At 75.5% G+C, this 25160-nt stretch carries 23 protein-coding genes; 14 read left to right on the forward strand and 9 right to left on the reverse strand.

The annotated features are described in order from the left end of the window. Positions 1–102: 102 nt before the first annotated feature. From K0V08_RS05270 to K0V08_RS05290, 5 genes are read left to right on the forward strand one after another with little or no spacing between them, the layout of a single operon-like run. Positions 103–1311, forward strand: coding sequence for an extracellular solute-binding protein (locus K0V08_RS05270; protein WP_174239703.1), 1209 nt, complete (start codon positions 103–105; stop codon positions 1309–1311). Further along, positions 1308–2261 (forward strand): ABC transporter permease, encoded by a 954-nt coding sequence (locus tag K0V08_RS05275; RefSeq protein ID WP_012038580.1) that lies wholly within the window; start codon positions 1308–1310, stop codon positions 2259–2261. The genes K0V08_RS05270 and K0V08_RS05275 overlap by 4 nt, the downstream gene beginning before the upstream one ends. Next, positions 2261–3076 (forward strand): ABC transporter permease, encoded by an 816-nt coding sequence (locus K0V08_RS05280; protein ID WP_012038581.1) that lies wholly within the window; start codon positions 2261–2263, stop codon positions 3074–3076. Before K0V08_RS05275 ends, K0V08_RS05280 begins: the two co-directional genes overlap by 1 nt. Positions 3077–3083: 7 nt before the next feature. Then, a complete protein-coding gene (locus K0V08_RS05285; RefSeq protein WP_079533462.1) occupies positions 3084–4235 on the forward strand; it encodes an ABC transporter ATP-binding protein in 1152 nt (383 codons plus the stop codon). Continuing rightward, positions 4232–5824: an inositol monophosphatase family protein gene (locus K0V08_RS05290; protein ID WP_079533465.1), complete on the forward strand. Its 1593-nt coding sequence runs from the start codon at positions 4232–4234 to the stop codon at positions 5822–5824. Before K0V08_RS05285 ends, K0V08_RS05290 begins: the two co-directional genes overlap by 4 nt. Here the strand turns inward: K0V08_RS05290 and K0V08_RS05295 are convergent. Then, positions 5821–6777 (reverse strand): NUDIX domain-containing protein, encoded by a 957-nt coding sequence (locus K0V08_RS05295; RefSeq protein WP_079533467.1) that lies wholly within the window; start codon positions 6775–6777, stop codon positions 5821–5823. The two genes, K0V08_RS05290 and K0V08_RS05295, sit on opposite strands and share 4 nt — an antisense overlap. Before the next feature lie 40 nt (positions 6778–6817). Between K0V08_RS05295 and K0V08_RS05300 the strand changes: the two genes are divergently transcribed. Continuing rightward, a complete protein-coding gene (locus K0V08_RS05300) occupies positions 6818–7297 on the forward strand; it encodes a hypothetical protein (RefSeq protein ID WP_079533469.1) in 480 nt (159 codons plus the stop codon). 40 nt (positions 7298–7337) lie between these two features. On the opposite strand, the gene K0V08_RS05305 is transcribed toward K0V08_RS05300, so the two are convergent. Then, the gene (locus tag K0V08_RS05305; RefSeq protein WP_228510693.1) at positions 7338–8345 is read right to left on the reverse strand and encodes an NADP-dependent oxidoreductase; all 1008 of its coding nucleotides are present in this window, start codon (positions 8343–8345) and stop codon (positions 7338–7340) included. Between the two features lie 116 nt (positions 8346–8461). Between K0V08_RS05305 and K0V08_RS05310 the strand changes: the two genes are divergently transcribed. After that, complete coding sequence (locus tag K0V08_RS05310; protein WP_227324515.1) at positions 8462–9211, forward strand: Pr6Pr family membrane protein; 750 nt, start codon at positions 8462–8464, stop codon at positions 9209–9211. 46 nt (positions 9212–9257) lie between these two features. Next, on the forward strand, positions 9258–9992 hold the full coding sequence (locus tag K0V08_RS05315) for a hypothetical protein (RefSeq protein ID WP_174240265.1): 735 nt from the start codon (positions 9258–9260) through the stop codon (positions 9990–9992). On the opposite strand, the gene K0V08_RS05320 is transcribed toward K0V08_RS05315, so the two are convergent. Further along, positions 9989–11482 (reverse strand): flavin monoamine oxidase family protein, encoded by a 1494-nt coding sequence (locus K0V08_RS05320; RefSeq protein WP_079533475.1) that lies wholly within the window; start codon positions 11480–11482, stop codon positions 9989–9991. The genes K0V08_RS05315 and K0V08_RS05320 overlap by 4 nt on opposite strands. A gap of 43 nt (positions 11483–11525) precedes the next feature. Between K0V08_RS05320 and K0V08_RS05325 the strand changes: the two genes are divergently transcribed. Continuing rightward, positions 11526–11954 (forward strand): RNA-binding S4 domain-containing protein, encoded by a 429-nt coding sequence (locus K0V08_RS05325; protein ID WP_079533476.1) that lies wholly within the window; start codon positions 11526–11528, stop codon positions 11952–11954. On the opposite strand, the gene K0V08_RS05330 is transcribed toward K0V08_RS05325, so the two are convergent. Continuing rightward, positions 11951–12919, reverse strand: coding sequence for a hypothetical protein (locus tag K0V08_RS05330; RefSeq protein WP_012038591.1), 969 nt, complete (start codon positions 12917–12919; stop codon positions 11951–11953). The genes K0V08_RS05325 and K0V08_RS05330 overlap by 4 nt on opposite strands. A gap of 92 nt (positions 12920–13011) precedes the next feature. Here K0V08_RS05330 and K0V08_RS05335 point away from each other — a divergent pair, with 92 nt between their 5' ends. The 3 genes from K0V08_RS05335 (at position 13012) to K0V08_RS05345 (ending at position 14994) form a co-directional block, all read left to right on the forward strand. Then, a complete protein-coding gene (locus K0V08_RS05335) occupies positions 13012–13446 on the forward strand; it encodes a hypothetical protein (RefSeq protein ID WP_012038592.1) in 435 nt (144 codons plus the stop codon). A gap of 221 nt (positions 13447–13667) precedes the next feature. Further along, positions 13668–14696: a hypothetical protein gene (locus K0V08_RS05340; protein WP_012038593.1), complete on the forward strand. Its 1029-nt coding sequence runs from the start codon at positions 13668–13670 to the stop codon at positions 14694–14696. 46 nt (positions 14697–14742) lie between these two features. Next, the gene (locus tag K0V08_RS05345; RefSeq protein ID WP_043560845.1) at positions 14743–14994 is read left to right on the forward strand and encodes a hypothetical protein; all 252 of its coding nucleotides are present in this window, start codon (positions 14743–14745) and stop codon (positions 14992–14994) included. An 87-nt stretch (positions 14995–15081) separates the two neighbouring features. Here K0V08_RS05345 and K0V08_RS05350 read toward each other — a convergent pair whose 3' ends face one another. The 3 genes from K0V08_RS05350 to K0V08_RS05360 all read right to left on the reverse strand — a co-directional run bounded on the left by K0V08_RS05350 (position 15082) and on the right by K0V08_RS05360 (position 18635). Continuing rightward, a complete protein-coding gene (locus K0V08_RS05350; RefSeq protein ID WP_012038595.1) occupies positions 15082–16062 on the reverse strand; it encodes a J domain-containing protein in 981 nt (326 codons plus the stop codon). Then, positions 16059–17726, reverse strand: a complete 1668-nt coding sequence (locus tag K0V08_RS05355; RefSeq protein WP_012038596.1) for a stealth family protein — start codon at positions 17724–17726, stop codon at positions 16059–16061. The genes K0V08_RS05350 and K0V08_RS05355 overlap by 4 nt, the downstream gene beginning before the upstream one ends. Positions 17727–17906: 180 nt before the next feature. Further along, positions 17907–18635 (reverse strand): hypothetical protein, encoded by a 729-nt coding sequence (locus K0V08_RS05360; protein WP_012038597.1) that lies wholly within the window; start codon positions 18633–18635, stop codon positions 17907–17909. Between the two features lie 175 nt (positions 18636–18810). Here K0V08_RS05360 and K0V08_RS05365 point away from each other — a divergent pair, with 175 nt between their 5' ends. Beyond that, complete coding sequence (locus tag K0V08_RS05365) at positions 18811–19722, forward strand: FAD binding domain-containing protein (protein ID WP_012038598.1); 912 nt, start codon at positions 18811–18813, stop codon at positions 19720–19722. Then, on the forward strand, positions 19719–22604 hold the full coding sequence (locus tag K0V08_RS05370; RefSeq protein ID WP_079533478.1) for a molybdopterin-dependent oxidoreductase: 2886 nt from the start codon (positions 19719–19721) through the stop codon (positions 22602–22604). The genes K0V08_RS05365 and K0V08_RS05370 overlap by 4 nt, the downstream gene beginning before the upstream one ends. 19 nt (positions 22605–22623) lie before the next feature. Here the strand turns inward: K0V08_RS05370 and K0V08_RS05375 are convergent, their stop codons facing one another. Together K0V08_RS05375 and K0V08_RS16060 are read right to left on the reverse strand one after the other, a co-directional pair. Continuing rightward, positions 22624–23916, reverse strand: coding sequence for an APC family permease (locus K0V08_RS05375; RefSeq protein WP_079533480.1), 1293 nt, complete (start codon positions 23914–23916; stop codon positions 22624–22626). Beyond that, positions 23913–25019 carry an XdhC family protein gene (locus K0V08_RS16060; RefSeq protein WP_079533482.1) on the reverse strand — a complete coding sequence of 369 codons (1107 nt, stop codon included), beginning with the start codon at positions 25017–25019 and terminating at the stop codon, positions 23913–23915. Before K0V08_RS16060 ends, K0V08_RS05375 begins: the two co-directional genes overlap by 4 nt. Positions 25020–25160 lie beyond the last annotated feature (141 nt).

A 25160-nucleotide genomic window follows, 5' to 3' on the forward strand; every position in this document is an offset into this window, starting at 1 on the left:
CTATTCACGGGCCGTTCCCCGGGAGGCCCGTTCGCCCTCGGGGACCGGGATCGCCACGTCCCGTTCACGTCCGGGCCACCGGAGGACCGCACCATCGAAACGATGCGATCCGCATCGCTCCCCCAGCAGAAGGACACCCGACCCGTGATCCCCCGCCGTTCCCTCCTCGCCCTCGCCGCCGCCGCGTCCGCCGCGGTCGCGCTCGCGGGCTGCGCTCCCACCACGAGCACGCAGGCCCAGGCCCAGAACCACGCCGTCACCGACGCATCGGGCACAGCCCGCGTCTTCATCTCCGGCGACACCAACGTCCAGGCTCTCTGGGACGACGGGATCATCCCGGCGTTCGAGAAGGCGAACCCCGGCGCCTCCGTCACCACGACGCTCGACCTCCACGGCGAGCACGACGCGCAGACCATGGCCACGCTCACGAGCTCGGTGCAGGGCGGATCCGACCCCGGATACGACCTCATCGACGCGGGCTTCACCGCCGCGGCCGGCACCGGCGGGCTCCTCGCGCCCGTCTCGGCCGACACCATCCCGAACCTCGCGACCGTGCCCGACGCGACCGTGCAGTCCGGCGGCGGCTTCGGGATCCCCTACCGCGCCTCCTCCGTGCTGCTCGCCTACGACTCCACCAAGGTGACCGACCCGCCGAAGACGCTCTCCGACCTCCTCTCCTGGATCCGCGCCAACCCCGGCCAGTTCGCCTACAACTCCCCCTCCACCGGCGGATCCGGCCAGGCGTTCGTCACGACCGTCCTCGACACCCACGTCGACGACGCCACGCGCGAGAAGATGACGACCGGCTACGACCAGTCGCTCGAGGGCGCGTGGGACGCGGGCTTCGACGAGCTCAAGGGCCTGGACTCCTCCATGTACCAGGGCGGCGTCTACCCCAACGGCAACAACCAGGTGCTCGACCTGCTCGGCACGGGCGCCATCGAGATGGCCCCCGTCTGGAGCGACCAGGTCATCACGGCGCAGAAGTCCGGCACGCTGCCGGCGACCGTGAAGTACGCGCAGATCTCCGACCCGGCCTTCACCGGCCACGCCTCCTACCTCGGCATCCCCAAGACGGCCGAGCACGCGGACGTCGCGCAGAAGCTCGCCGACTACGTGCTCTCCGCCGAGGGCCAGGCCATCATCGCGAGCACCATCGCGGGCTACCCCGTGATCTCGCTCGACCAGGTGCCCGCCGACCTCAAGGACCAGTTCGCCTCGGCTGACCCGTCGACGCTCCGCCCCGGCTACTACAGCCAGATGGCGTCGGACATGTCGAACCTCTGGGACCAGAAGGTCCCCGGCCAGTGACGGCCGTCCGGACGGCGGATCCCGCCGCCCGGGCCGCCAGCGTGCGGCGGGTCTCCCCGGAGACCCGCCGCGCCGGCGTCGGCCTGGCTCTCGCCCTCCCGCCCGCGCTCCTGCTCGCGTTCTTCGTCGGGATCCCCGTCGTGCTCGCGATCGGCTTCAGCCTCGGCCACACGGGCGGCCTCAACAGCACCATCGCCACGATCGGCCTCGGCACGCGCACCGCCACGAGCTGGTGGGGCACGCTGGACGCCTACGTCGACGTGTTCACCGACCCGCGGTTCCTCCGCGACCTCGGCGTGACGGTGCTCGTGACCGTGGTGTCCACCGCGATCGTGATCGCCCTGTCGCTCGCGATCGCGCTCAACCTGCGCCTCCGCGGCGGTCGGCTCGCGTCGGTGTTCGCGGGGCTCGCGATCGTCCCGCTCTTCATCCCCGTCGTCATCGCGTCGTGGGCGATCCTCACCTTCTACTCGGGCGACGGCTTCGTCCGCACGGTCTTCGCGCTCGTCGGCCTCGAGGGGCCGACCTGGGGCTACACCACGGTGGCGGTGGTCATCGGATCCGTGTGGACGAGCCTGCCGTTCGCCACGCTCATGGCGACCTCCGGCGTGCAGGGCATCCCGGACGCCATGATCGAGGCCGCGCGCGACGCGGGCGCCTCGACGTGGGCCATCGTCACGCGCGTGCTCGTGCCGCTCGCCGCCATCCCGCTCGTCATCGCGACGACCTTCACGGCGATCGGCGTGCTCGGCTCCTTCACGGTGCCGTACTTCACCGGCCCCAACGCGCCCAGCATGCTCGGCGTCGACATCTCGAAGTACTTCACGGGCTTCAACCACCCGCAGCAGTCGATCGTGATGGCCGTCGTGGTGTTCGTGCTCGCGTCCGGAATCGCGTTCCTCTACGTGCGGGCCAACTTCCGCTCCGCGAAGAAGGAGGGCCGGGTCTGATGCGCGCGCTCCTCTCCGCCCGCGGCTGGATCCAGGCCGCGCTGTTCGCGGTCGTCGCGGTGTTCATCCTCGGCCCGCTGCTCTGGCTCGCGGCGCACGCGTTCGCGACGAGCTGGGACTACCCGAGCCTCGTGCCCGCCGGCCTCACGCTCGACTGGTGGCGCGTGGTGTTCGAGGACGCCGAGCTCGCCGCGGCCGTCCGCAACTCGCTGTACTTCGCGCCCATCACGGTGCTCGTCTCGGCGCTCGTCTGCCTGCCGGCCGCGTACGCGTTCTCCCGGTTCCAGTTCCCCGGGCGGCGGATCCTGCTGGTGGGCCTGTTCGCCACCAACGCGTTCCCCAAGATGGGGCTCTTCGTGTCGATGGCGTCGCTGTTCTACGGGCTGCACCTCATGAACACGGTCACGGGCATCGTCATCGTGCAGCTGATCGGCACGGTCGTGTTCATGACCTGGATCCCGGCCGCCGCGTTCAGCGCCGTGCCGCGCTCCCTCGAGGAGGCCGCGCGCGACGCGGGCGCCGGGCGCGTCCGGACGTTCCTGCACGTGACCCTGCCGCTCGCGCTGCCGGGGATCCTCGTGGCCGTGCTCATGTCGTTCCTCGCCGCGTTCGACGAGGCGCAGGGCACCTACCTCGTGGGCGCGCCCGTCTACATGACGATGCCGACCGAGATGTACTCGCTCGTCCTCAACCACCCGAAGCAGGTGGCCGCCGTGTTCGCGATCCTGCTCTCCGTCCCCTCCGTCGCCCTCCTCCTGCTCGCCCGCCGCCACATCATGGGCGGGCGTCTGGCCGAGGGCTTCCAGATCCGTTAGGCCGGTCATGACCGCATCAGCCCCCACCTCCCCCACCGCCGCCCCGCCGCGCGCCGACGACGACGGCACCGGGACGGCCGCGCCGTCCGGCCTCGTCGTCGCCGGGCTCTCCAAGGACCTCGGCGGCCGCACCATCGTCGACGACCTCCACCTCGACGTCGCGCGCGGCGAGCTCGTCGCGCTCCTCGGCCCGTCGGGCTGCGGGAAGACCACCACGCTCCGCATGATCGCCGGGTTCCTCGAGCCCGACCGCGGATCCGTGGTCATCGGCGGCCGCGACGTCACCGCAGCGGGCCCCGACAAGCGGCCGAGCGCGATGGTGTTCCAGAACTACGCGCTCTGGCCGCACCTCACCGTGTTCAAGAACGTCGCCTTCCCGCTCACGCTCCGGAAGCTGTCCAAGGACGAGATCACCCGTCGGGTCATGGCCGCGCTCGAGACCGTGAACCTCGGCCACCACGCCCACTCGCGCCCCACGCAGATCTCCGGCGGCGAGCAGCAGCGCGCGGCGCTCGCCCGGGCGATCGTGCAGGAGCCCGACCTGCTGCTCCTCGACGAGCCGCTGTCGAACCTCGACGCCAAGCTGCGCGTGAAGGTGCGCGAGGAGATCCGCGACATCCAGCAGCGCCTGGGGATCACGACCGTCATGGTCACGCACGACCAGGACGAGGCGCTCGCCATCTCCGACCGCGTCGCCGTGATGCACCAGGGCCGCATCGAGCAGGTGTCGGCCCCCACCGAGCTGTACGCGCGCCCGCGGACCCTCGTGGTCGCGTCGTTCATCGGCAGCATGAACCTGCTGCCCGCGCCGCGGCTGCAGGGCACGACGCCCGAGACCCTCACGGCCGGCCCGCCCGCGGCGTTCGTGCCGACCTCGGCCGACGCCGACGTCTGGGCCGTCCGCCCCGAGGACGTGTCCTACGCACCGCGCGGGAACACGCCCGAGCCCGACGCGACCTCCGTGGTCGTGCGCCGGGTGCTGCCGCACGGCCACTTCCAGGAGCTCGTGCTCGACGCGGGCGGCGTGGAGGTGCGGGCCCTCGTGACCGGATCCGCGCCCGCGGTCGGCGAGGCCGGCACCGTGACGCTCCGCGAGGTGCGGCACTACCGCGACGGGGTCCTGGTGCCGGACGGCGCCATGACGGGCGACGCGCGATGACGGCAGCGACCGCCCACCGCGGCGACTCCTCTCGGCACCGCGAGAACACGCTCGCGGCCATCCGCTCGGCGGCCGACGCCGGCGCCCGCACGGTCGAGGTCGACGTCCACGTCACCCGCGACGGCCAGGTCGTCCTCGTCCACGACGACACCCTCGAGCGCCTGTGGGGCGTCGACGCGCGGGTCGCTGGCCTCGACCTCGCCGACGTGCGGGCGCTCGGCGGCGGCGACCTCCGGATCCCACTCCTCGCCGACGCGCTCGAGCTCCTGGCGGGCACCGACGTGGAGCTGGTGATCGACATGGCATCCGGGGATCCCGCCGCCGCGGCGCACGCGGTGGTCCAGGCCGCCCCGCGCACGCCGCGGGTCGCCTGGTGCGGGCACCTCGACGGCATGCGCCTGATCCGCGAGCTCGACCCGGCGGCCGTCATCTGGCTGCCGTGGGCCGACCCCCAGCCGCCCACCGCGGACGACCTCGCGGAGCTCCGGCCCGCCGTCGTCAACATGCCGCACCTCGTCGTCGGCCGCGCGCTCGTGGACGCCGTTCACGCGCTCGGCGCGCGGGTGGCTGCGTGGACCGTGGACGAGCCCGCCCAGATGGAGTGGCTGGCGTCGATCGGCGTCGACGCGATCACCACGAACGAGCTGGCGACGCTCCTCGACGTGCTCGCTCGCCGGGAGGCCGACCCCGCCGCCGCGGACGCCCGCGCGACCGCGCCCGCCGCGGAGCGGACCCGGGCCCGTGCCGCGGCGCGCGACCTCGCGGCGCGCGCGGTCCACCACGTCCGCTCGCACGAGGTCGGGGCCGTGACGACGAAGGCGAACCCCGCGGATCACGTGACGGAGATCGACCGGGCCGTCGAGCGCGACGTGCGCGCGGTCGTGGGGGCGCAGTTCCCGCACCACGTGCTCGTCGGCGAGGAGTACGGCGGCGAGGCCGTGCCCGGCCGCCCATGCTGGTACCTCGACCCGGTCGACGGCACGGCGAACCTCGCGAACGGCGTGCCGTGGACGAGCTTCTCGCTCGCCCTCGTGGTCGACGGCGAGCCCGTCGTGGGCGTGGTGGCGGATCCCTGGCGCGGCACGGTCGTCGAGGCCGCCGCGGGCGAGGGTGCCTGGTCCGCCGGCGCTCGCCTCGACCTGCGGGCGACGCCGGGCGGCGTCCACGCGCCCGACGCGGATCCCCTCCGCGGCCGCATGGTGAGCACCGAGCTCGCGGGGCACGCGCCGTGGCCGGGGATGCTGCCGCTGCTCGACGCGCTCGCCGCGCGGTGGTGCACGCTGCGGATCATGGGGTCGGGCACGCTCACGGTCGCGGGCATCGCGCTCGGCCATGGCGCGGGCGCGGTGATCGGCGCGTTCGGCCCGGTCGACCACCTCGCGGCGACGCTCATCGTGCGCGAGGCCGGTGGCGTCGTGCTCGACGCGGACGGAGAGGACACGCTGTTCCCGGCGTCCGGCGGCGTGCTCGCGGCCCGCGACCGGCCGACCGCCCTGGCCCTGCATGCGCTCTGGCGCGCGGGGATCGTCGAGGCGGCGTCGGTCGCCCTCGCGTCCGGCGCGACGGCCGAGCCCGCTCCGGCCGCCTAGCCCGCGTCGCGATCCGCGCGCGCGTCGAGCAGCGCGCGGATCCGGCCGGGCCCGACGACACACGCGCCGAGCGCCTCGACCCGGGCGACGAGACCGCGGTCGGCCGTGACGACCACGACCTCGCGCCCGGCGTCGCGCGCCGCGCCGGCGACGCGCACGATCTCGCCGTCGCCGTCGGCCGGCGCGGCGACCACGGCGACGCCGGGGGCGCGGAGCGTGGGAGACGCGGGAGACGCAGCGGGATCAGCCGGGAGCGACGCGTCGCGCGCGTCGCCCTCGACGACCGCCACGACCTCCGGCCAGCGCACGGCGCCCGGCAGGCCGAGGTCGGCGGCGGGCAGGCCGTCGCGCGCCAGCGCGTCGAGCCCGGCCAGGAGGCGGGAGGTGGATCCGGCGCGGTCGCGCCACCAGCCGTCCGGCCGGGAGCCGAGCAGGTTGGCGGTGTCGACGACCATCGTGACCTCGCGCGCGAGCTCGTCGCGCAGCATCGGCCAGGCGCGGCCGAAGCCCGGGTGCAGCTCGAGCCCGCCGACCTCGTCGACGGGCACCCAGCGCAGCTCGATGCTCTCGGCGTCCGCGACGCGCGGCGCGAACGGGCGGATGGTGCGGGCCGTGACGGTGGTGTAGCTCCAGAAGCCGAGGTCGAGCACGGTCGCCAGCACGGGGCGGATCCCCGCGGGCGGCACCCCCGCCTCCTCGGCGGCCTCGCGCGCGGCGCCGTCCACGGCGGACTCGCCCGCGTGACGTGCGCCGCCGGGTAGGCCCCACGTGCCGCCGTGGTGGCTCCACGCGACGCGGTGCTGGAGGAGGACGCCGCGATCCGGGTCGTGCACGAGCAGGCCCGCGGCGCCGAACGCGCCCCAGAACCGCTGGCCCTCGGGGCTCTCGACCCACGCGTCGCCGCTGTCGCGATGCGCGCCGCGCGGGAGCTCGGGCGGGCGGTCGGCGGTCATGGATCCACCATCTCACGGGCACCTTCGATAGCGTCGGGGCATGTCGTGCATCAGGTTCACCACCGCCGCGCAGCTCGAGGCCCTGCACCGGACCGCGCCCGCCGTCCTCACCGCGGAGCAGGCCGCCGCGCTGCATCCCGCGCCCGAGGTCACGCCCAGCAAGATCCGCCGGCTCCGCCTGCTCGCCGAGCACCGCGACCCCAAGGTGCGCGAGAGCGTGGCGAGCAGCCCGCACGCGCCGCTCGACGTGCAGCAGGCGCTCGCCCGCGACGCCGACGAGGGCGTCCGCGCGTGCCTCGCCCGCAACCCCCAGGCGCCGGCGGCCGTGCTCACGATGCTGGTGGGCGACACCTCCGAGCGCGTGCGCTCCTGGCTCGCCGTCAACGACGCGACGCCGCGGGCCGCCGTCGCGATGCTCGAATGCGACGAGTCGCCCGCGGTGCGCGACCTGCTGCGGTGGCGTGAGGCGCACACCGAGGCGCCGGCCGAGCCGGAGCCCGCTGAGGTCGTCGCGCGCTGACCGGCGCGCGCCCCGCCCGGCGGGCGTCACCCGATCCGGGTCAGGCGCGTCCCTCCGCCACGTCGCGCGCCTTCGCCGTGCTGCGCCGGTCGCCCGGGTAGTGCACGGGCCGCATGCCGAGCACGATCTTGCCGCGCGCGTGCCGGCGCTCCAGGTCGTCGAACGCGTCCTGCACCTCCGCCAGCGGGTAGAAGCCCGAGACGAGGACGTCGACCTCGCGCTTGGCCGCGAGCTCCGCGACGGTCGCGAGCGTGCGCGAGCGGTGGACGTCGTCCTCCTCGACGGGAGGCAGGACGGCCTCGAGCTCCAGCTCGCGGCGGTCGTCGCTCGAGCTGAAGCGCTTGCCCGCCACGCCCAGCTCCTCGGCCACGTGCTCGCCGCCGCCGAAGTTGTCGACGAAGCCCTGCACGCCGTTCGGCGCCGCCGCGCGGATCCGGTCGGCCAGGCCGTCGCCGTAGACCACCGGGGTCACCCCGATCTGGCGCAGGTAGTCGAAGTTCCGCTCGCCGCACGTGCCGATGACGCGGGCGCCGCGCCGCATGGCGAGCTGCGCCTCGATGCTCCCCACCCCGCCGGCCGCCGCGGTGACGACGAGCGTGTCGCCCTCGCCGACCGTGACCGCGTGCAGCACGTCGTGCGCGACGAGCCCGGCGAGGAACAGCCCGCCCGCGACCTCCCACGGGAGCTGAGCGGGCTTCGGCACGACGTTGCCCGCGGGCACGACCACGTGCGTCGCGTGCGCGGCCATGACGGTGTGGCCGAGGACGTCCTGGCCCTTCTTGAAGCGCGTGACGCCCTCGCCGACCGCCGCGACGCATCCGGCGAAGTCGCTGCCCTGCCCGTTGGGGAAGGCGGTGGGCACCTCGTCGGGGAAGCGGCCCTGCCGGATGTACGCCTCGATGTGGTTGATGCCCGCCGCGAACACCTCGACGAGCACCTCGCCGGGGCCGGGCGAGGGACGCGGGATGTCGACGACCTCGAGGACGTCGACGCCGCCGAAGGATCCGAACTGCACCTGCTGGCTGGTGGATCGCGATGAAGGGCTCATGGGCGTCATCCTGCCGCTCCCGCCCGCGACGCGCGAGGGCACGGAGCCGATCGTGAGACCTCGTTCGTAGACTGGACGCGGCCGGCACGCCAGGAGCCGGTCGCGATCGGAGTCACGTGCAGAGGATCCTCGGTGGCGTGCGCCTGGTCGCCGCGATCGTCGTGGTCGTCGCGCTCATCGGCGACTTCGACTACGTGCAGGGCTTCACGACCTTCGCGGCCGAGAACTGGTTCAGCTACTTCACGACGCAGAGCGGGATGGCCGGCGTCGTCGTGCTCGCCGCCTCCGGGCTGCAGGCCATCCGCGGCCGCGCCGAGCCGCCGCTCATGGCCGCGGTGCGCGCCGTGGTGCTCAGCTACGTCGTGGTGTCCGGCGTGGTCTTCGGCCTCATCGTGCTGGAGTCGAGCTCGCAGGCGTACTACGTCGAGGTGCCGTGGTCGAGCCGGCTGCTGCACTTCGTGATCCCCGCCTACGCGCTCCTCGACTGGACCCTCGCGCCGGGCCGCCCGCGCGTCACGTGGAAGGCCGTCGGCTGGGCGATGCCCTTCCCGGTCGCCTGGTGCGCGTTCACGGAGCTCCGCGGTCCGCGCGTCGGCTGGTACCCCTACTTCTTCCTCGACCCCGCGCAGGTCGGGGTCCCGTTCGAGATCGCCGCGTGGCTGGCCCTCGTGGCGGGCGTGCTGGCGGGGGTGTCCGCGTTCGTCGTGGCGCTCAGCCGCGTGCGGCCCGCTGACGGCGGGAGGCGGGGCAGGAGGCGCGGGGACGACGCAGAGGCGGATGAGGTGACCGTCGCGGACGCGCCCGCGCGCGCGTCCACGGACGCGTCCGCGTCGACGCCGCGGGAGACGGCGGCTGCCGAGCGCTGACGCCTCCGCGTCCGGAGGGGCGCAGGCGGGCGTGCGAGCCTGGAGCATGACCGCATCCGACGACATCCCCCGTCCCGACCTCGAGCTCCGCTGGCCGACCGTGATGACCCACGACGCCGACCCCGAGGCCCCGGTCGTCGACGTCGTGAACGTGGGCGCCGAGCGGTGGGTCCCACGGGAGGGCGACGCCTTCCTCGCGTTCGGCGCGTTCACGGAGCGCGGCGCGCCCGCGCCCGGGATCTCCTTCGCCTTCGCGGGCGGGCAGCGTGGCGCGGTGGCGCTGGATCCGGGAGACCGGACGCGGATCCCGGTCGCGATCCCGGCCGGAGACTGGGCGGCCCTCCGCCCGGGCCCGCATGACCTCCACGTCGCGCTCGTCGGACCGTCCGCGCGCACGGCGGGCCCCCTGCGCGTGGGCATCACGGCCGAGGCGATCGCGCGCCGCAGCCACGTCGCCACGTCAGGACGGCCGCCGACGGACGCCGACCCGCGTCGGTCGTACGATGCGCGCATCGCGTGGCTGCGGACGCGCGTCGCCGCCGCCGACGCGCTCGGGCCCCTCGTCGCCGAGCTCGCCGGGGTCGCGTCCCGGGCCGAGGCCGTGGAGCGGATCCGCGGGCTGCTCGACCTCGACGAGGAGCACGCCCAGCTCCTGCTGCGCACGCAGCTCCAGGAGCTCCTGCATCACTCGGCGGAGGCGACCCGCCGGGAGGTCGCCGATGCCGTGATGCGGCGGGACGCGCTCGGGCCGGAGCCCGCGGAGGACCCCGATCCGTCCTAGGGCGTCGGGGTGGCGCGGGGCTCGCCCGTGGTGGTCGGCTCCGGCGTCGCGAGGAGCTCCGTATCCGCGAACGGCGCGAGCGAGCGCAGCGCCGCCGCCCGCAGCGCCTCGTCGTCCATCGCCGCGACCCGCTCCGCCGCCTCCGCGCCCACCTCTGCCATGAGGACGGGCTCGCCCGAGATCGGCATGAGGTTGTACCAGCGGGTGAAGCGGCCGTCCTCGTCGTAGGAGGTCCAGACCGTGGCCGTCGTCGACCAGAACGGCTCGGCGAAGCGCAGCCAGATCCGGTCCGCGCGGCCGGGGCCGAGCGCGCGGATGGCGACGTCGTGGGACGACGGCAGCGCCGGGTCGAAGGCGATCGCGCCCTCCTGCAGCACGCCGAGCGGCACGGTGACGACCACGCGGTCGACCGACAGCGACTCGCCGGATCCCAACCGCAGCCCCACCCGCCCGTTCCCGTAGGCGATGCGCGAGACGGTGGACTCCCGCAGCACGTCGATGTCCTGGTCGCGCAGCAGGTGCTGCACGAGGCCCGCGAAGCCACCCGTGACGGCGACGTTGCCGACGGGTGCCGGCTCGTCGAGGCCGCGGGAGCCCGAGAGCTCGTCGGGTGCCGCACCGTGGGCGATCGCGACGTCGGTGGCGAGGATCGCGGCGAGGCGGGCGGCGGGCGACGCGGCGCCGCCCTCGGTGGGGAGCGCGTCGCCGCCGGTCTCGCGCAGGGCCGCGGCGAGGCTCACGGCGCCCGGCTGCGCGAGGGCCCAGGCGCGGGCGGCGGCGACGGCGTCGGATCCCGCGCTCGACGGTCCCAGCACCGCGCCGTCGGGTCCGCGGTCCTCGGCGACGAGCGCGAGCCCGTAGCGGGTGATGCCGGCGGCCTCGATCGCGTCGCGCAGCAGGTCGTCGTCGTCGGCGGCGATCCAGAGCGCGCCGAGCTCCGCGGGGTGCGGCCAGCCGGTGCCGCCGGCCGCGCGGATCCGGCCGCCGAGGTCCGCGCGCGCCTCGACGAGGACGACGTCGTGCCCGGCGTCACGGAGGGCGCGGGCAGCCGCCGTTCCCGCGATGCCGGCGCCGACGACCGCGACGCGCTCGGATCCGGCACCCGCGCGATCCACCTCGCCGGCCGCGCGGAGCCCCGAGGCGTACGCGCCCGCGACCGTGCCGGGGCGGTCGGCGCTCGTCGCCTCGCCGGCGAAGAACACGCGGTCCTGGATGGGGCGGGCGAGCGCCTCGCGGTCGGCGGTCGTCGCGCCGGGGCGCAGGAAGCTGCCGGATCCGCGCGCGAACGGGTCGCCCGCCCAGTCGGAGCGCGCGAAGGCGGTGGGCTCCGGGAGACCGGTCGCGCCGGGTGTCGGCGTGGGGGTCGGCATCGTCGAGGGTGTGGCCGTGGGGGTCGCGGGCGTCGGCGTCGTCCGCGTGCACGCCGCGAGCCCGAGGAGCGACAGCCCCGACACGGACGCGGTGAGGAGGGTGCGGCGGGAGATCGACATGCTCGGGCCAGCGTACCGGGGAGCCGTCGCCTAGGGTCGGAGCATGCCCGCCGACGCCGCCCTGCCTCCCGCGCGGGCCGCGGATGCCGCGCAGGCCGCGGTCCGGGTCGACAGCTGGCTCTGGGCCGTGCGGATCTACAAGACCCGGTCGCAGGCGACGGCCGCCTGCCGGGCCGGGCACGTGAAGGTGGCCGACGAGCGCGCGAAGGCGTCGCAGTCGGTGCGGCCCGGCGACGAGGTGCGCGTGCGCGTCGCGGGTGCCGAGCGGATCCTCGTGGTGCGCCGCACGCTCGTGAAGCGCGTGGGTCCCGCGATCGCCGCGGAGGCGATGACCGACCTCACTCCCCCGCCGCCGCCGCGCGACGCCGCGCCCGCGACGATCGTGCGCGACCGCGGGGCCGGACGGCCGACGAAGCGCGACCGGCGCGAGATCGAGCGGCTGCGCGACCCCGAGGGGATGCGCGGGCGCTAGAGCCCGGCGTCGGCCGCGCGGCGGGCGTGCGCGAGCTCGACGAGGATCCGCGCCCGCAGCGCGTTCGACCGCTCGGAGAAGCCGCGCTGCTCGGCCGCGTAGCGCGCCTTGCCCGCGGGCTCCTCGATGCGCACCGCCTCGAGACCCAGGCCGGACACGTCGTACGGGCTCGCGCGCATGTCGAGCGAGCGGATGTCGCGGGCCAGCTCGAACGCGTCGAGCAGCACCTCGCCGGGCACGAGCGGGCCGAGCTTCGTGGCCCACTTGTAGACGTCCATGCCGGCGTGCAGGCAGCCGGGCTGCTCGAGGTCCGGCTGGGTCTCGCGGGTGGGCGCGAGCGCGTTCCGCGGCACGGCCTCGGGCGTGAAGAAGCGGAAGGCGTCGATGTGGGTGCACGCCAGCTTGTGGGTCTCGACGACCTCGTCGGTCGCGGCGGATCCGAGACGGAGCGGCAGGCGCTCATGCCGCTGCTCGCCGGGCCCGACCTTGTAGACCATCGCCCACTCGTGCAGGCCGAAACAGGAGAAGCGCCCGGGGCGCGCGGCGGTGCGGCCGAGGATCCGCTCGATGAAGGACGCGGTGGATCCGCGGGCCCGGAGGTACGCGGACGCGTCGACCCGCACCCCACCGGCCGCGCGGCCTCCGTCCGCGACGTACCAGCGCCACGCCGCGCGCTCGTCGTCCGCCGCGTCCGCGAGCACGACGCCCGCGCCCGGGTGCCAGCGGCGGAGGAGCGACGGCTTGTGCGGGTAGTAGGTGAAGAGGAAGTCGTCGACCTCGTGGGTGCGGCCGGCGAGGCGGCGCGCGCGGAACCCCGCGGAGAAGGCGTCGGCGCGGTCGGCGTGGCGGGCTGCCCGGTCGTGCCAGGCAGCGGGTCCCAGGACCGCGGACGGGTCGCGCGCGGAGCGGTCGGCCGCCGTCGACGCCGTCGCCGCGGAGGTCGCGGGATCGGCGGCGGAGGTCATCCGACGAGGCTACCCGCGCGACCTGGCGCGATCCGCCCGCGGACGCGGGACTCCGGCCTCGCCGGACGCCCCGCCCCGGATAGCATGAGCGCATGGATGACGACTCCCTTCTCACGCCTCCCGGCGTCGCCGGCTACACGATCACCGAGATCGTCGAGAGCGAGTCGGGCGGCGAGCCCCTCTTCATCTCCGCGATCCACCTCGACGGCGAGCACGTCGCCAACTGGATCTCCACCGACCTCGACGAGGACGACGGCATCGTCGCCGACCTCGACCACGCGTTCGGCGGCCCGGCCACCGACCGCATGTTCCGCCAGGCCGCGGCGATCTTCCCGGACGCCGTGCTCTCCGAGATCCTCCCCGAGCTCGTCAGCTTCCTCTGGGTCGTGGCCGACGTCGCGGGCGTCGCCGACGACCAGGACCTCGACTTCGAGGCCGCCATCCGCGTCGTCGCCGCCGAGGGCGACCTCGACGCCCAGGACCGCGACCTGCTCGGCCGCCTCGAGAGCCTGAAGCGCATCGACTGAGTCGCGGTCCCCGAGCGCGCCGTCCGCATCGCGGGCGGCGCGCTCGTGCGTGGGCCGCGGGTGTGGAGGGCGCAGGCGCCCCGGGAGACGCGCGCCCTACCGTGGGATCCCCGTCTCGATCCGGTCGGCGGCCTCGCCCACGGCCCCGGGACGCGGGGCGCCCGACGGCGCATCACGAGCGCCGGACAGCCGGCGCCCCGACGGAAGAGGCCGAGCACCGCATGATCAACGAGACCCTCATCGACACGCCGCCGCAGCTGTGGCGCACCTCGGAGCTGGTCGACAACGCCCGGCGCTACGTCGACGGCGCCGACGAGCGGACGCCCGACCGCCTGTTCCTCGCCCTGAACACGCTCACGCTGGTGCTGGCCCGCACGGGCCGGGCCGCGCAGGCGTCCGAGCTGCTGGATCGCGGGATCCTGGCGGCCGACCGGCTCATGCGGGAGGACGCGGACGCGATCCGGTTCGCCGTCGAGTGCGTGATCAACCACGCCGACCTCCTGCGGTACTCGGGTCAGCCGCGCCCCGCGATCGCGCTCCTGCGGGAGGTGCACGAGCTGTCCAGCGGCCGGCAGCCCGGTCGTGAGGAGATCCTCGGCGTCGACCTCGTGCGCGGCCGGGACGCGAGCCCTGCGGTGATCGGCGGCGCCATGTTCATGCTCCGGCTGCGCAGCCGGATCTCGCTGCTCAAGACGCTCGTCGCCGTCGGCGACGAGGCCGAGGCGCTCGTGTCCGCCCGGTCCGCGGCCGAGGACAGCCGCGACGGGGGCGGCCCGCTGCTCGACGCGGCGCTCGACTACGTCGCGGCACTCGACCACGACGCACCCGCCGCCGCACCGGGCCCGCATCCCGCCACGGCCGTCGAGGTCTGCCAGCTGATCCGCGCGCAGGCGCGGACGGGACGTCAGATCCTCCCCGTCGAGGAGTTCGACGCCTCCGTCGACCGCGTCGTCGAGGGCACGACCATGCACAACCCCCGCACCCCGATCCTCTGGCGGGTGGCCCACGCCCGCGCGGCGGGTCTCGACAGGCACGTCGAGCAGCACGTGGCGTCCATGGGCGACGCCTGCGTCGCGGCCGGGGACAAGCGCCTGCACGAGCGCGCCCTGCTGTTCGCCGGTCGGGAGGCCGGGGAGGCGCGTGCGCTCTTCCCGGATCCGCGTCCGGACCCCGGGGAGCTCGACGCGCTCGCCCGCGCCTTCGCCCGCTGCGTCGACCAGCTCGACGCGCCGCTCGCCCCCGCCGTCTGACCGCGCCCGCCCGGACGCGCGCGGGGCTCCGGCGTACGGTCGGGTGATGAGCGACTCCGACATCGATCCCCTGTCCACCGTCCAGGGCGCCCCCGGCGTCACGCAGGCCATGCCGGGCGAGGCCGACTCCGACGCGAGCGTCGGCGGCACGGTCCCCGACGGCGAGAGCATCCAGCACGTGGACGACGACGAGGGGCCCGGTGACGGGGGCCTCTCCAGCGGTGGCGACTCGCTCGGCTCCGACGAGGACGCGGCCGACACGGGCTCGGGCGACGCGCCCACCGACCTGCCCGCCTGATCCACCCGCACCGCCTGCACGGCACGAGGGCCCGTCGCGATCCGTCGCGGCGGGCCCTCCGGCGTGGGGCGGCGCCCGCCGACCGCGTCAGCCCGCGGCGGGCCCGAGGAGGGTCAGCCGCTCGCGGAGGAGCGCCCGGACGGCGTAGGGATCCGCGACGCTGAGCCGGCCCTCCTCAGAGACGCCGTCGCGCAGCACGAGCGGCAGGACGGATCGGCGGACGACGAGCGCGCCGCGGTTGCGCCCGCGCTCCACGCGCTCGACGGGCTGGGCGAGCGCGTCGTCCGGCACGACGACCACGGCGGCCGCGAAGCGCACACCGGCGGAGGCCGCGAGGGCGCGCGCGGCGCCGACCAGCCACGTGACGGGCGCGTCGCCCGGGGCGAAGGCGCCGTCGGGATCCGCCGCCACGGGCTGCAGCTCGCCGCGCACCAGCTGGACGGCCGTGCCCCAGTCCTCGGAGCTCAGCGCGAAGAGGCCGGCGGGGGCGAGCACGACGTGGTCGACCTTGCCCTGGCCGTCGAGCGGACGGACGTCGTGGAAGATCGTGGCGCCCATGCCGAGCGAGGCGGCCGCCCGCGCGGTCGCCTCCTCGGCCAGGGCCTTCGCGAGGAGCCAACGGACGTCGCGCGGGGCGCGGCGCACCAGCTCGGGCGACCAGGGATCCACGCCGAGCTCGGTCCCCGGCGCGACGCCCTGCCACTCGGCCACGCGGTCGAGGTAGTGGGCGCGGGCGAGCGCGCCCGCGACGCCGTGCACGGCCGCGCCGAGTCGGGTGCCGGATCCGGGCGCGGGCGCGTACCCGGCGTCGTCCGGGCCGAGCGGGTCGTCGTCCGCGGTCGTCGTGCGCCCCTGGCCTCGGTCGTACGCGGCGCGGTCGTCGGGATCCCCCACGAGCTCCCACGCGCGCTGCACCGCGTGGAACAGGTGCGCCTCGCCGCCCGTGTCCGGGTGGGTCGCGCGGACGAGCCGGCGGTACGCGGCGCGGATGGTCGCGGTGTCGGCCGCGGGATCCACGCCGAGCACCTCGTACGGCGTGCGGTCGGCGGGGCTCCCCGCGCGGCTCACTCGGCCGGGGTGGCGGGCGTGACGGGCGCGTCGGCGGCGTCAGCGACCTCCGCCTCCCACGGCGCCGGGATGCCGTAGTAGCGCTCGAGGAACTCCTGCACGCGCTCCTGCCGCTCCTCGGCCGGGACCTCGGGGAAGGATCCGTCGTTGAGGCAGAAGAAGTCCTGCGAGCGGCGCTTCAGGAGGCCGGGGAGCAGATCCAGACCGGCGCGCGACGTGGTGTCGACGTAGGCGACCTTGGCGTTCTCCTGCTGCACCGCTCGCGCGGTCATCTGCGCGTAGTAGTGGTACAGCGAGTTGGTCACCGAGATGTCGGTGCTGGAGCGGAAGCGGCTGAGCTGCGTGCGGTGGAAGTCCTCCGCGAACTCCTGCTCGAGCTCCAGCAGCACGCTCTTGCGCAGCGGCGTGGCCGCGTGCTCGAGGTGGCGGGTGATGAGGCGGCCGAAGCGGTCCATGAGCAGGCGCCGGTTGACGCGCGCCGAGTTCTCGAAGCCGCTGCGGTCGGAGTCGTTGTCGCCGAGGCCGATGCGGGTCGACGCCTCGATGAACTTCGTGATCCCGCCGGGCGAGAAGAACATGCCGGGCTGCACGGGGCGGCCGAAGAACATGTCGTCGTTCGAGTAGAGGAAGTGCTCGCTGAGGCCCGGGATGTGCTGCAGCTGCGACTCGACGGCCTGCGAGTTGTGCGTGGGGAGGGCGGCGGGATCCGTGAAGAACTCCTCGCTGCGCACGAACGTGACGGCGGGGTGGTCGGCCAGCCACGACGGCTTCGGGGAGTCAGTGACGATGAAGATCCGGCGCACCCACGGCGCGAAGAGGTACACCGAGCGGAGCGCGTACTTGAGCTCGTCGATCTGGCGGAAGCGGGCCTCGGAGTCGTCGCCCTCGCCGACCACGACGTCCTTCATGCGCTCGGCACGCCGCTTCTGGAACTCGGGGTCGTTGCCGTCGACCCAGGAGAAGACCATGTCGATGTCGAAGGTGATGTCGGACGCCTGTGCGTCGAACATGCCGCGCAGCGTCTTCCACTCGTGGCCGTACATCTCGACCGTGGCGGGCACGACCTCGGCGGCGGGGAGGATCTCGCGCGTGAGCGAGTTCTCGACCGGCCAGACGATGGTCTCGCCCTCGAAGCGGAAGAACTGCAGCTCGACCGCGGTGGACGCGCCGTAGGCCAGGAGGCCCACCGGCTCGATGCGCGGGCGGTAGAGGCGGAAGATCCCGGCGTCGGGGTTGTCCGTGAGGCGGCCGTCGGCGACGAGCAGCGGCGGGCGGCGGCGGCCGTCCACGGTCTTGGCGTACAGCGGCTCGTCGGCGCACGCGGCGACGAGCGCGCGGACGACGGTGTCGCGGTTCTGGACGTCGATGGCGATGACCGGGCGCTCGTCGTTGCCGCGGATCAGCCAGAAGTCGATGCCGGTCGCGAGCAGCGCGTCCCGGATGAAGAGCAGGTCGGTCACGAGCGCCTGGTGCGGCGTGAGCGTGCGGTTCACCAGCGTGGCGAGGCCCTTGCGGACGACGACGTCGGGGCGGTGGTGCGTGGTGGGCCACGTGGCGGGGGCGGGCGCGACCGCGTCGTCCTGGCGGGAGAACTCCTCCTCGCTGGTGGCGGGATCGACCGTCGGCTCGAGCGCTACGTTGAACTGCCGTGCGCTGCCCGCCATGGATCATCCCCTTGGTGCTTCTCGTGTGCCTGGTGCGGTCGCCTGACCCGACGGGTGGCGACGGATCATTCTACCGAGCGCGGGTGCGCGCCCCCGGTCGGGGGCCCTCCGCGGATCAGGCGCGGTCGGTTGCCGGTCCTCGACGGTGTCGGCGCGCGCGACGGGATGCGTCCACGATCGTCATCCCTCGGCCTCGGCGGCGGCCGCCGGGAGGGCGTCGACCTCCCAGACGACGGGCGCCGCGAGGAACGGGTGGGTCGCGGGATCCGGCGTCTCGAGGACGGTGCGCGGGACGTCGTGCCAGCGCAGCTCGGCGAGCTCCTGGCCGACGGGCACGGCGTAGACGACGCATTCCAGGTGCTCCTCGGCGGCGTGGCCGTCGTCCGCGCGGAGGACGGGCATCTCGTACGGGCACTGCGCCGACGCGCTGACGCCGCCGACCTGACGCTGGATGATGTCGACCTCGGTGCCGTCGGCGAGGAAGGGGCGGAGGACCGGACCGTTGGCGGGGCCGCGCTCGCCCTCGAGCCAGCGCGTCTGGACGAACGCGAAGTACGGGATGCGGTCGGCGAAGCGCGCGCCGTCCTCGTAGCCGGACCAGTAGGCGGGCTGGCCCTCGGCGACGCCCAGCACGGAGGTGGCGACGACCGGCCCGTCGACACCGGCCGCGTCCGCGCTCGCGAGGGCGACGACCTCGCCCGGGGCGACGCGCTGGTCCGGGAGCGCGGTGGGCGCCTCGGCCGGCAGGGCGACGGCGTCGAACGGCGGGGCGGGCGGGCCGTCGGGGGTGGAGGCGCAGCCGGCGAGGAGCAGGGACACGGCGAGCGCGGATCCGGACGCGGCGAGCGCGGTGCCGCCGCGGGATCGGCGACGCGGACGGGCGGCGCGGGCGGCGGTGCGGATGCTCATGGTCTCCCCGGGTCTCGCCCCGAGCGTGGCAGCGCATCCCGACGGCGGCAACTCGGGGCGCGCGGGCGGGGGCGGGGCCGGGCGGATGCGAGGATCGCTGTCACACCCCCACGCGCGCCCGCGCTCCCCCGGGAGGACCCGCGGCCGTCGACCGGGACGCCCTCAGAGGAGACCCATGGACCAGCCCACCGTCCGCTCCGTCCTGCCCGCACGGACGCGCGACGACCTCGCCGCCCTCGGGCCGAGCGTGGCGGCGCTCGCGGGCGGATCCGGCATCTTCGCGGAGCCGCACCCGCACCTCACCGGGCTCGTCGACCTGCACGCGCTCGGCTGGGAGTCGCTCGTGGTCACGGACGAGGGGCTCGAGATCGCCGCGACGTGCACCATCGCGGAGGTCGCCGGGATCCCGCCGCGGGACAGCTGGGCCGCGCACCCGCTGTTCCTTCAGGCGTGCACGGCGCTGTTCGGGTCGACGAAGATCTGGCGGGTCGCGACCGTGGGCGGGAACATCTGCTCGGCGCTGCCCGCGGGGCCGATGACGGCGCTCGCCTCCGCCCTCGACGCCGAGGCGCTCATCTGGCGGGCAGCCACCGTCGACGAACCGGCGCGCGACGAGCGGATGCCGGTGGCGGAGCTCGTGACCGGCGACCGGACGACGGCGCTCCGCCCGGGCGACGTGCTCCGCTCGATCCACGTGCCGGCGTCGTCGCTGCGCGCCCGGACGGCTTTCCGCAAGATCGCGCTGTCGCCCATCGGGCGCTCCGGATCCGTGGTGATCGGCCGGCTCGACGAAGGCGGCGCGTTCACCCTGACCGTCACCGGCGCCACCCTCCGGCCCGAGCCGCTGCGCTACCCGGCGCTGCCCGCGGCCGGCGTGCTCGCCGACGACGTGAGAGCGATCGGATCCTGGTTCACCGACGCGCACGGCGCCGCCGACTGGCGCCGTGCCGTGAGCGCGCTGCTCGCGGAGGAGATCCGCGCGGAGCTGGCCGGCGAGGTGGCGGGCTCCGGCGACGGACCGCCCTCCGGCGAGCGCGGCACCCCGCCGGGCGCCGCCACCACGACGACGGCAGGAGCACGCCCGTGAGCATGACCGTGGACGGCCGCGAGATCCCGGGAGAGCCGGCGCCCGGCCAGAGCCTGCGCACGTGGCTGCGCGCGCACGAGGTGTTCAGCGTGAAGAAGGGCTGCGACTCCGGCGACTGCGGCGCGTGCTCGGTGCTCCTGGACGGCGAGGCCGTGCACTCGTGCATCCTGCCGGCGTTCCGGGCGGCCGGGCGGGAGGTCACGACGGCGGCGGGGCTCGGGACGCCGGGCGACCTGCATCCGGTGCAGGAGCGGTTCGTGGAGGCGGCCGGGTTCCAGTGCGGGTTCTGCACGCCCGGCATGGTCGTCACGGCGGCGTCGCTCGGCGACGGCGACCTCGACGACCTGCCGCGCGTGATGAAGAGCAGCCTCTGCCGGTGCACCGGGTACCGGGCCATCGACGAGGCGATCCGCGGGGAGCACGGCGGCGCGGCCCACGCGCACTCCGCGGGCTGCGGCGGGGAGCGACCGGAGGGGCTCGGGCCCGTGCGGGCGACGGGATCCGCCACCGCCGCTGCCGGGTCCGCCGCGACGGCCGACGGCACCCGCGCCGCCGAGCGCGCCCAGACCGGCCGCGTCGGCACGTCGCTGCACGCGCCCGCGAGCGAGCGCGTCGTCAGCGGCACCGAGCCGTACACGCTCGACGTGGCGATCCCCGGCCTCCTGCACGCGAGCCTGGTCCGCAGCCCGTACCCGCACGCGCGCATCCGCTCCATCGACACGTCGGAGGCGCTCGCGCTGCCGGGCGTGCACGCCGTGCTCACCCACCACGACTCCCCCGCCACGCTCTACTCGTCCGCGCGGCACGAGGACCGCTTCGACGACCCCGACGACAGCCGCGTCTTCGACGACGTGGTGCGGTTCCGCGGGCAGCGCGTGGCCGCGGTGATCGCCGACGACGTCGGGATCGCGGAGGCGGCCGTGCGCCTGGTGCGCGTCGACTACGAGGTCCTGCCCGCCGTCTTCGACCCCGAGGAGGCGCGGCGGCCGGGCGCTCCGCTCGTGCACGGCGACAAGGATCCCGCCGTCTCGCGCCTCGCCGACCCGCAGCGCAACATCGTCGCGGAGATGCACGGCGAGCACGGCGACGTGGCCGCCGGGCTCGCCCGGGCCCACGCGGTCGTCTCGGGCACGTGGTCCACGCACCGCGTCGCGCACACGCACCTCGAGACGCACGCGACCATCGGCTGGATGGAGGAGGGCCGCCTCGTCCTCCGCACCAGCTCGCAGGTGCCGTTCCTCGTGCAGCGCGAGATCTGCCGGCTGTTCGAGCTGGAGCCGGATCAGGTGCGCGTCTTCACGGCGCGCGTCGGCGGCGGGTTCGGCGGCAAGCAGGAGATCCTCACCGAGGACGTCGTCACCCTCGCCGTGCTCGCGACCGGCCGGCCGGTGCAGCTGGAGTTCACCCGGTCGGACGAGTTCACGCTCTCCCCCGCCCGGCACCCGATGCGCGTCGGCGTCACGGTCGGCGCGACCGCCGACGGCGTGCTCACGGCGCTCGCGGTCGACGTGCTCAGCGACACGGGCGCGTACGGCAACCACGGGCCGGGCGTCATGTTCCACGGCTGCAACGAGTCCATCGCGCTCTACCGCTCGCCGGCGAAACGCGTGGACGCGCAGAGCGTCTACACGAACAACCTGCCGTCGGGCGCGTTCCGCGGCTACGGCCTCGGGCAGGTGATCTTCGCGATCGAGTCCGCGCTCGACGAGCTGGCGCGGGAGCTCGGCATCTCGGGCTTCGAGATCCGGCGCCGCAACGCCGTGGTGCCGGGCGACCCGCTGATCATCACCCATGCCGAGGGCCCCGACCTCGGCTTCGGCGGCAGCTACGGGCTCGACCAGTGCCTCGACCTCGCCGAGCAGGCGCTGCGCGACGGCGGCGGGGATCCGGTGCCGGAGGGCGACCGCTGGCTCGTGGGCGAGGGCATGGCCGCCGCGATGATCGCCACGATGCCGCCCCGCGGGCACTTCGCGGACGTGACCGTGGCGATGGCGGCCGACGGGATCGTGACGGTGTCCGTCGGCACGGCCGAGTTCGGCAACGGCACGACCACCGTGCACGCGCAGCTGGCCGCGACCGCGCTGGGGACGACGCCCGACCGGATCCGCATCCGCCAGTCCGACACCGACGTCACCCGCTACGACACGGGCGCGTTCGGATCCGCGGGCACGGTCGTCGCGGGCAAGGCCGTGCACGGGGCCGCGACCGCGCTCGCCGACCTGCTGCGGGAGGCGGCCGCCGCGCGCACGGGGATCGCCGCCGACGCGTTCGCGCTCACGCCGGACGCGCTCGTCGCGGACGACGGCGTCGCGGTGCCGATCGCCGAGCTGGTCGGCCCCGACGGCCTCGCCGCCCAGGCGCACGAGGACGGCGCGCTCCGCTCCCTCGCGTTCAACGTGCACGCCTTCCGGGTGGCGGTGGATCCCGCGACGGGCGAGGTCCGCATCCTCCGCTCCGTGCAGGCCGTCGACGCCGGCACCGTGCTGAACCCCGCGCAGCTGCGCGGCCAGGTCGAGGGCGGGACGGCGCAGGCGCTCGGCACCGCCATGTACGAGGAGGTCGTGCACGACGGCGAGGGGCGGATCCTCACGGACGTGCTGCGGAACTACCACATCCCCCAGCTCGCCGACCTGCCCGTGACCGAGGTGCTCTTCGCCGCCACGCACGACGACAACGGGCCGCACGGCGCGAAGTCGATGAGCGAGGCGCCCTACAACCCGGTCGCGCCCGCGCTCGCCAACGCGGTGCGGGACGCGATCGGGATCCGGCCGCACGACCTGCCGATGTCGCGCGACCGCGTGTGGCGGCTGCTGCACGGCGGCGGCCCGCAGCCACGGTTCGACAGCCCGACGACGCTCGGGGAGCGCGGGACGCGGGAGTAGCGGGCGGGGTGCACCGCGATCAGGCAGCGGCCCGGCGCCGACGGGCGAGCACCACCGCGCGCCCGACCACCCCGACCAGCAGCACGCCGGATCCCACGGCGATGGACGCCCCGGGCAGCGTCGCCACCAGCACCAGGCAGCCCACGACGCCGAGCGCCTGCAGCGCCCGCGGGTACCGCCGATCCGCGCGCTCCTGCGTGAAGGCCGCGGCATTGGCGACCACGTAGTACAGCAGCACGCCGAAGGATGAGAAGCCGACGACGCCGCGGAGATCCACGGTGAGGACGAGCGCGACGACGACCGCGGCCACCGCGATCTCGGCCCGCTGCGGCACCCGGTACCGCGGGTGCACGACGGCGAGCGCGCGCGGCAGGTCGCCCTCGCGCGCCATCGCGAGCGACGTGCGCCCGATCCCCGCGAGGAGCGCGAGCAGCGCGCCGAGGCACGCGGCCGCGGCCCCGACGCCGACGACCGGCACCGCCCACGCCCAGCCCGCGTCGCGCACGACGTCGGCGAGCGGCGCGGTGGATCCGCCGAGCCGCGCGTCCCCGAGCACCCCGAGCAGCGTCACGGCGACGAGGGCGTAGACGACGAGCGCGCCGCCGAGCGCCAGCAGGATCGCCCGCGGGATGGTGCGGGCGGGATCCCGCACCTCCTCCCCCATGGTCGCGATGCGCGCGTAGCCCGCGAACGCGAAGAACAGGAGCCCCGCCGACTGGAGGACGCCGTAGGGCGTGGCGTCGACGACGCCCGCGACCGGTCCTGCGGCTGCATGCGGCCCGCCCGCGACGAGGCCGGCGACCAGCACGAGCGCGATCACCGCGAGGACCACGGCGATGATCACGCGCGCGAGCCGGGCGGTGCGGGTCACGCCGAGGCAGCCGACAGTGGCGAGCGCGACGACGGCGAGCGCCGCCACCGGCCGCTGCCATGCGGCGGGCACGGCGTACGCGGCGAAGGTCAGGGCCATGGCGGCGCAGCTCGCGGTCTTGCCGATGACGAACGACCAGCCCGCCAGGAAGCCCGGCCACTCCCCCAGCCGCTCCCGGCCGTACAGGTACGAGCCGCCGGACGACGGGTAGCGGGCCGCGAGCTGCGCGGACGCCGTGGCGTTGCAGAACGCGACGACCGCCGCGATCGCGAGGCCGACGAGGAGGCCGCCGCCTGCCGCGCGGGCGGCGGCGGGCATGACGGCGAAGATCCCGGCGCCGATCATCGCACCGAGGCCGAGCACGGTGGCGTCGAGGAGGCCGAGGCGGCGGGCGAGGGCGGGCTGCGGCGCGGCGGATGCGGATTCGGCGGCGGCGGTCATGCGCTCTCCCCGTGGATCGGTCCGGTGGTCGTCGTGAGCGGCGCCCCCGCGGCACCGGCGCGCGCCGCGAGCACCTCCGCGAGGATGGAGACGGCCGTCTCCTGCGGCGTGCTGGCACCGATGTCGAGGCCGATGGGCGAGCGCAGGCGCGCGAGCTCGGCCTCCGTCAGGCCCTCCTCCACGAGCAGCGCGCGGCGGCGCACGTCGGTGGCGCGGGATCCCATCGCGCCGACGAACGCGACCGGCAGACGGAGCGCGGCGACGAGCAGCGGAACGTCGAAGCGGTCGTCGTGGGTGAGCACGCAGATCACGGTGCGGGCGTCGACCTCGGTGCGTGCGAGGTACTCGTCGGGCCACTCGGCGACGACCTCGTGGGCCGATGGGAAGCGCGCGCGGGTCGCGAAGGCCGGCCGGGCGTCGCACACGGTCACCCGGTAGCCGAGGAGCGCGGCCGCGTCGGCGAGGGCGGCGGAGAAGTCGACGGCGCCGAAGACGAGCAGGCGGGGCGGCGGGGCGGTGACGAGGTGCAGGACGCGCAGGGGCCCGTCGGCGCAGTCGACCTCCGTGGTGCCCGAGCGGCCGGCGGCGAGGCGGGAGGCGAGCTCGGCGCGGATCCGGCGGGCGGGGTCGGCGCCGACGGCCGCGTCGGCCTCGGGGTCGGGGGCCCCGGTGATCCACGCGCCGGCGGCCGGCCCCTCCAGCACGAGCGCGAGCGATGCGGCGCGGCCGGCGCGGGCGTCCTCGAGCGCGGCGCGCACGGCGACGGGGATCGGAGACCGCGCGTCGCCCGCGGGGGCGACCTCGACGACGACCACGCCGATCCGCCCGCCGCACGTCAGGCCGACCTGGAACGCGTCGTCGTCGCTGACGCCGAAGGACGTGAGCGCGGGCACCCCGTCCTCGAGCACGCCGTGGGCCACCTCGACGACGGCGCCCTCGACGCAGCCGCCGGAGATGGATCCGATGACCCGGCCCCGGTCGTCGACGGCCATCGCCGTGCCCGCCGTGCGCGGGGCGCTGCCGAGCACGTCCGTGACGCACGCGACGGCGAGACGACGGCCGTCGGCGAGGGCGTCGAGCACCTCCGCGGCGATCTCGAGCACGGCACCTCCGGGACGGGAGCGCCGACGGGCGGGCGCGGAGCGGGACGGGGAGGGCGGCGACCGGATGGATCGCGATGGTACCGCCCGCGTCAAGCCTCGCACGGCCCCTGCGTAGGGTGGGACGCGGATGCCGGGGGGATC

The organism is Clavibacter michiganensis (assembly GCF_021216655.1).
Classification (GTDB): Bacteria; Actinomycetota; Actinomycetes; order Actinomycetales; family Microbacteriaceae; genus Clavibacter; species Clavibacter michiganensis.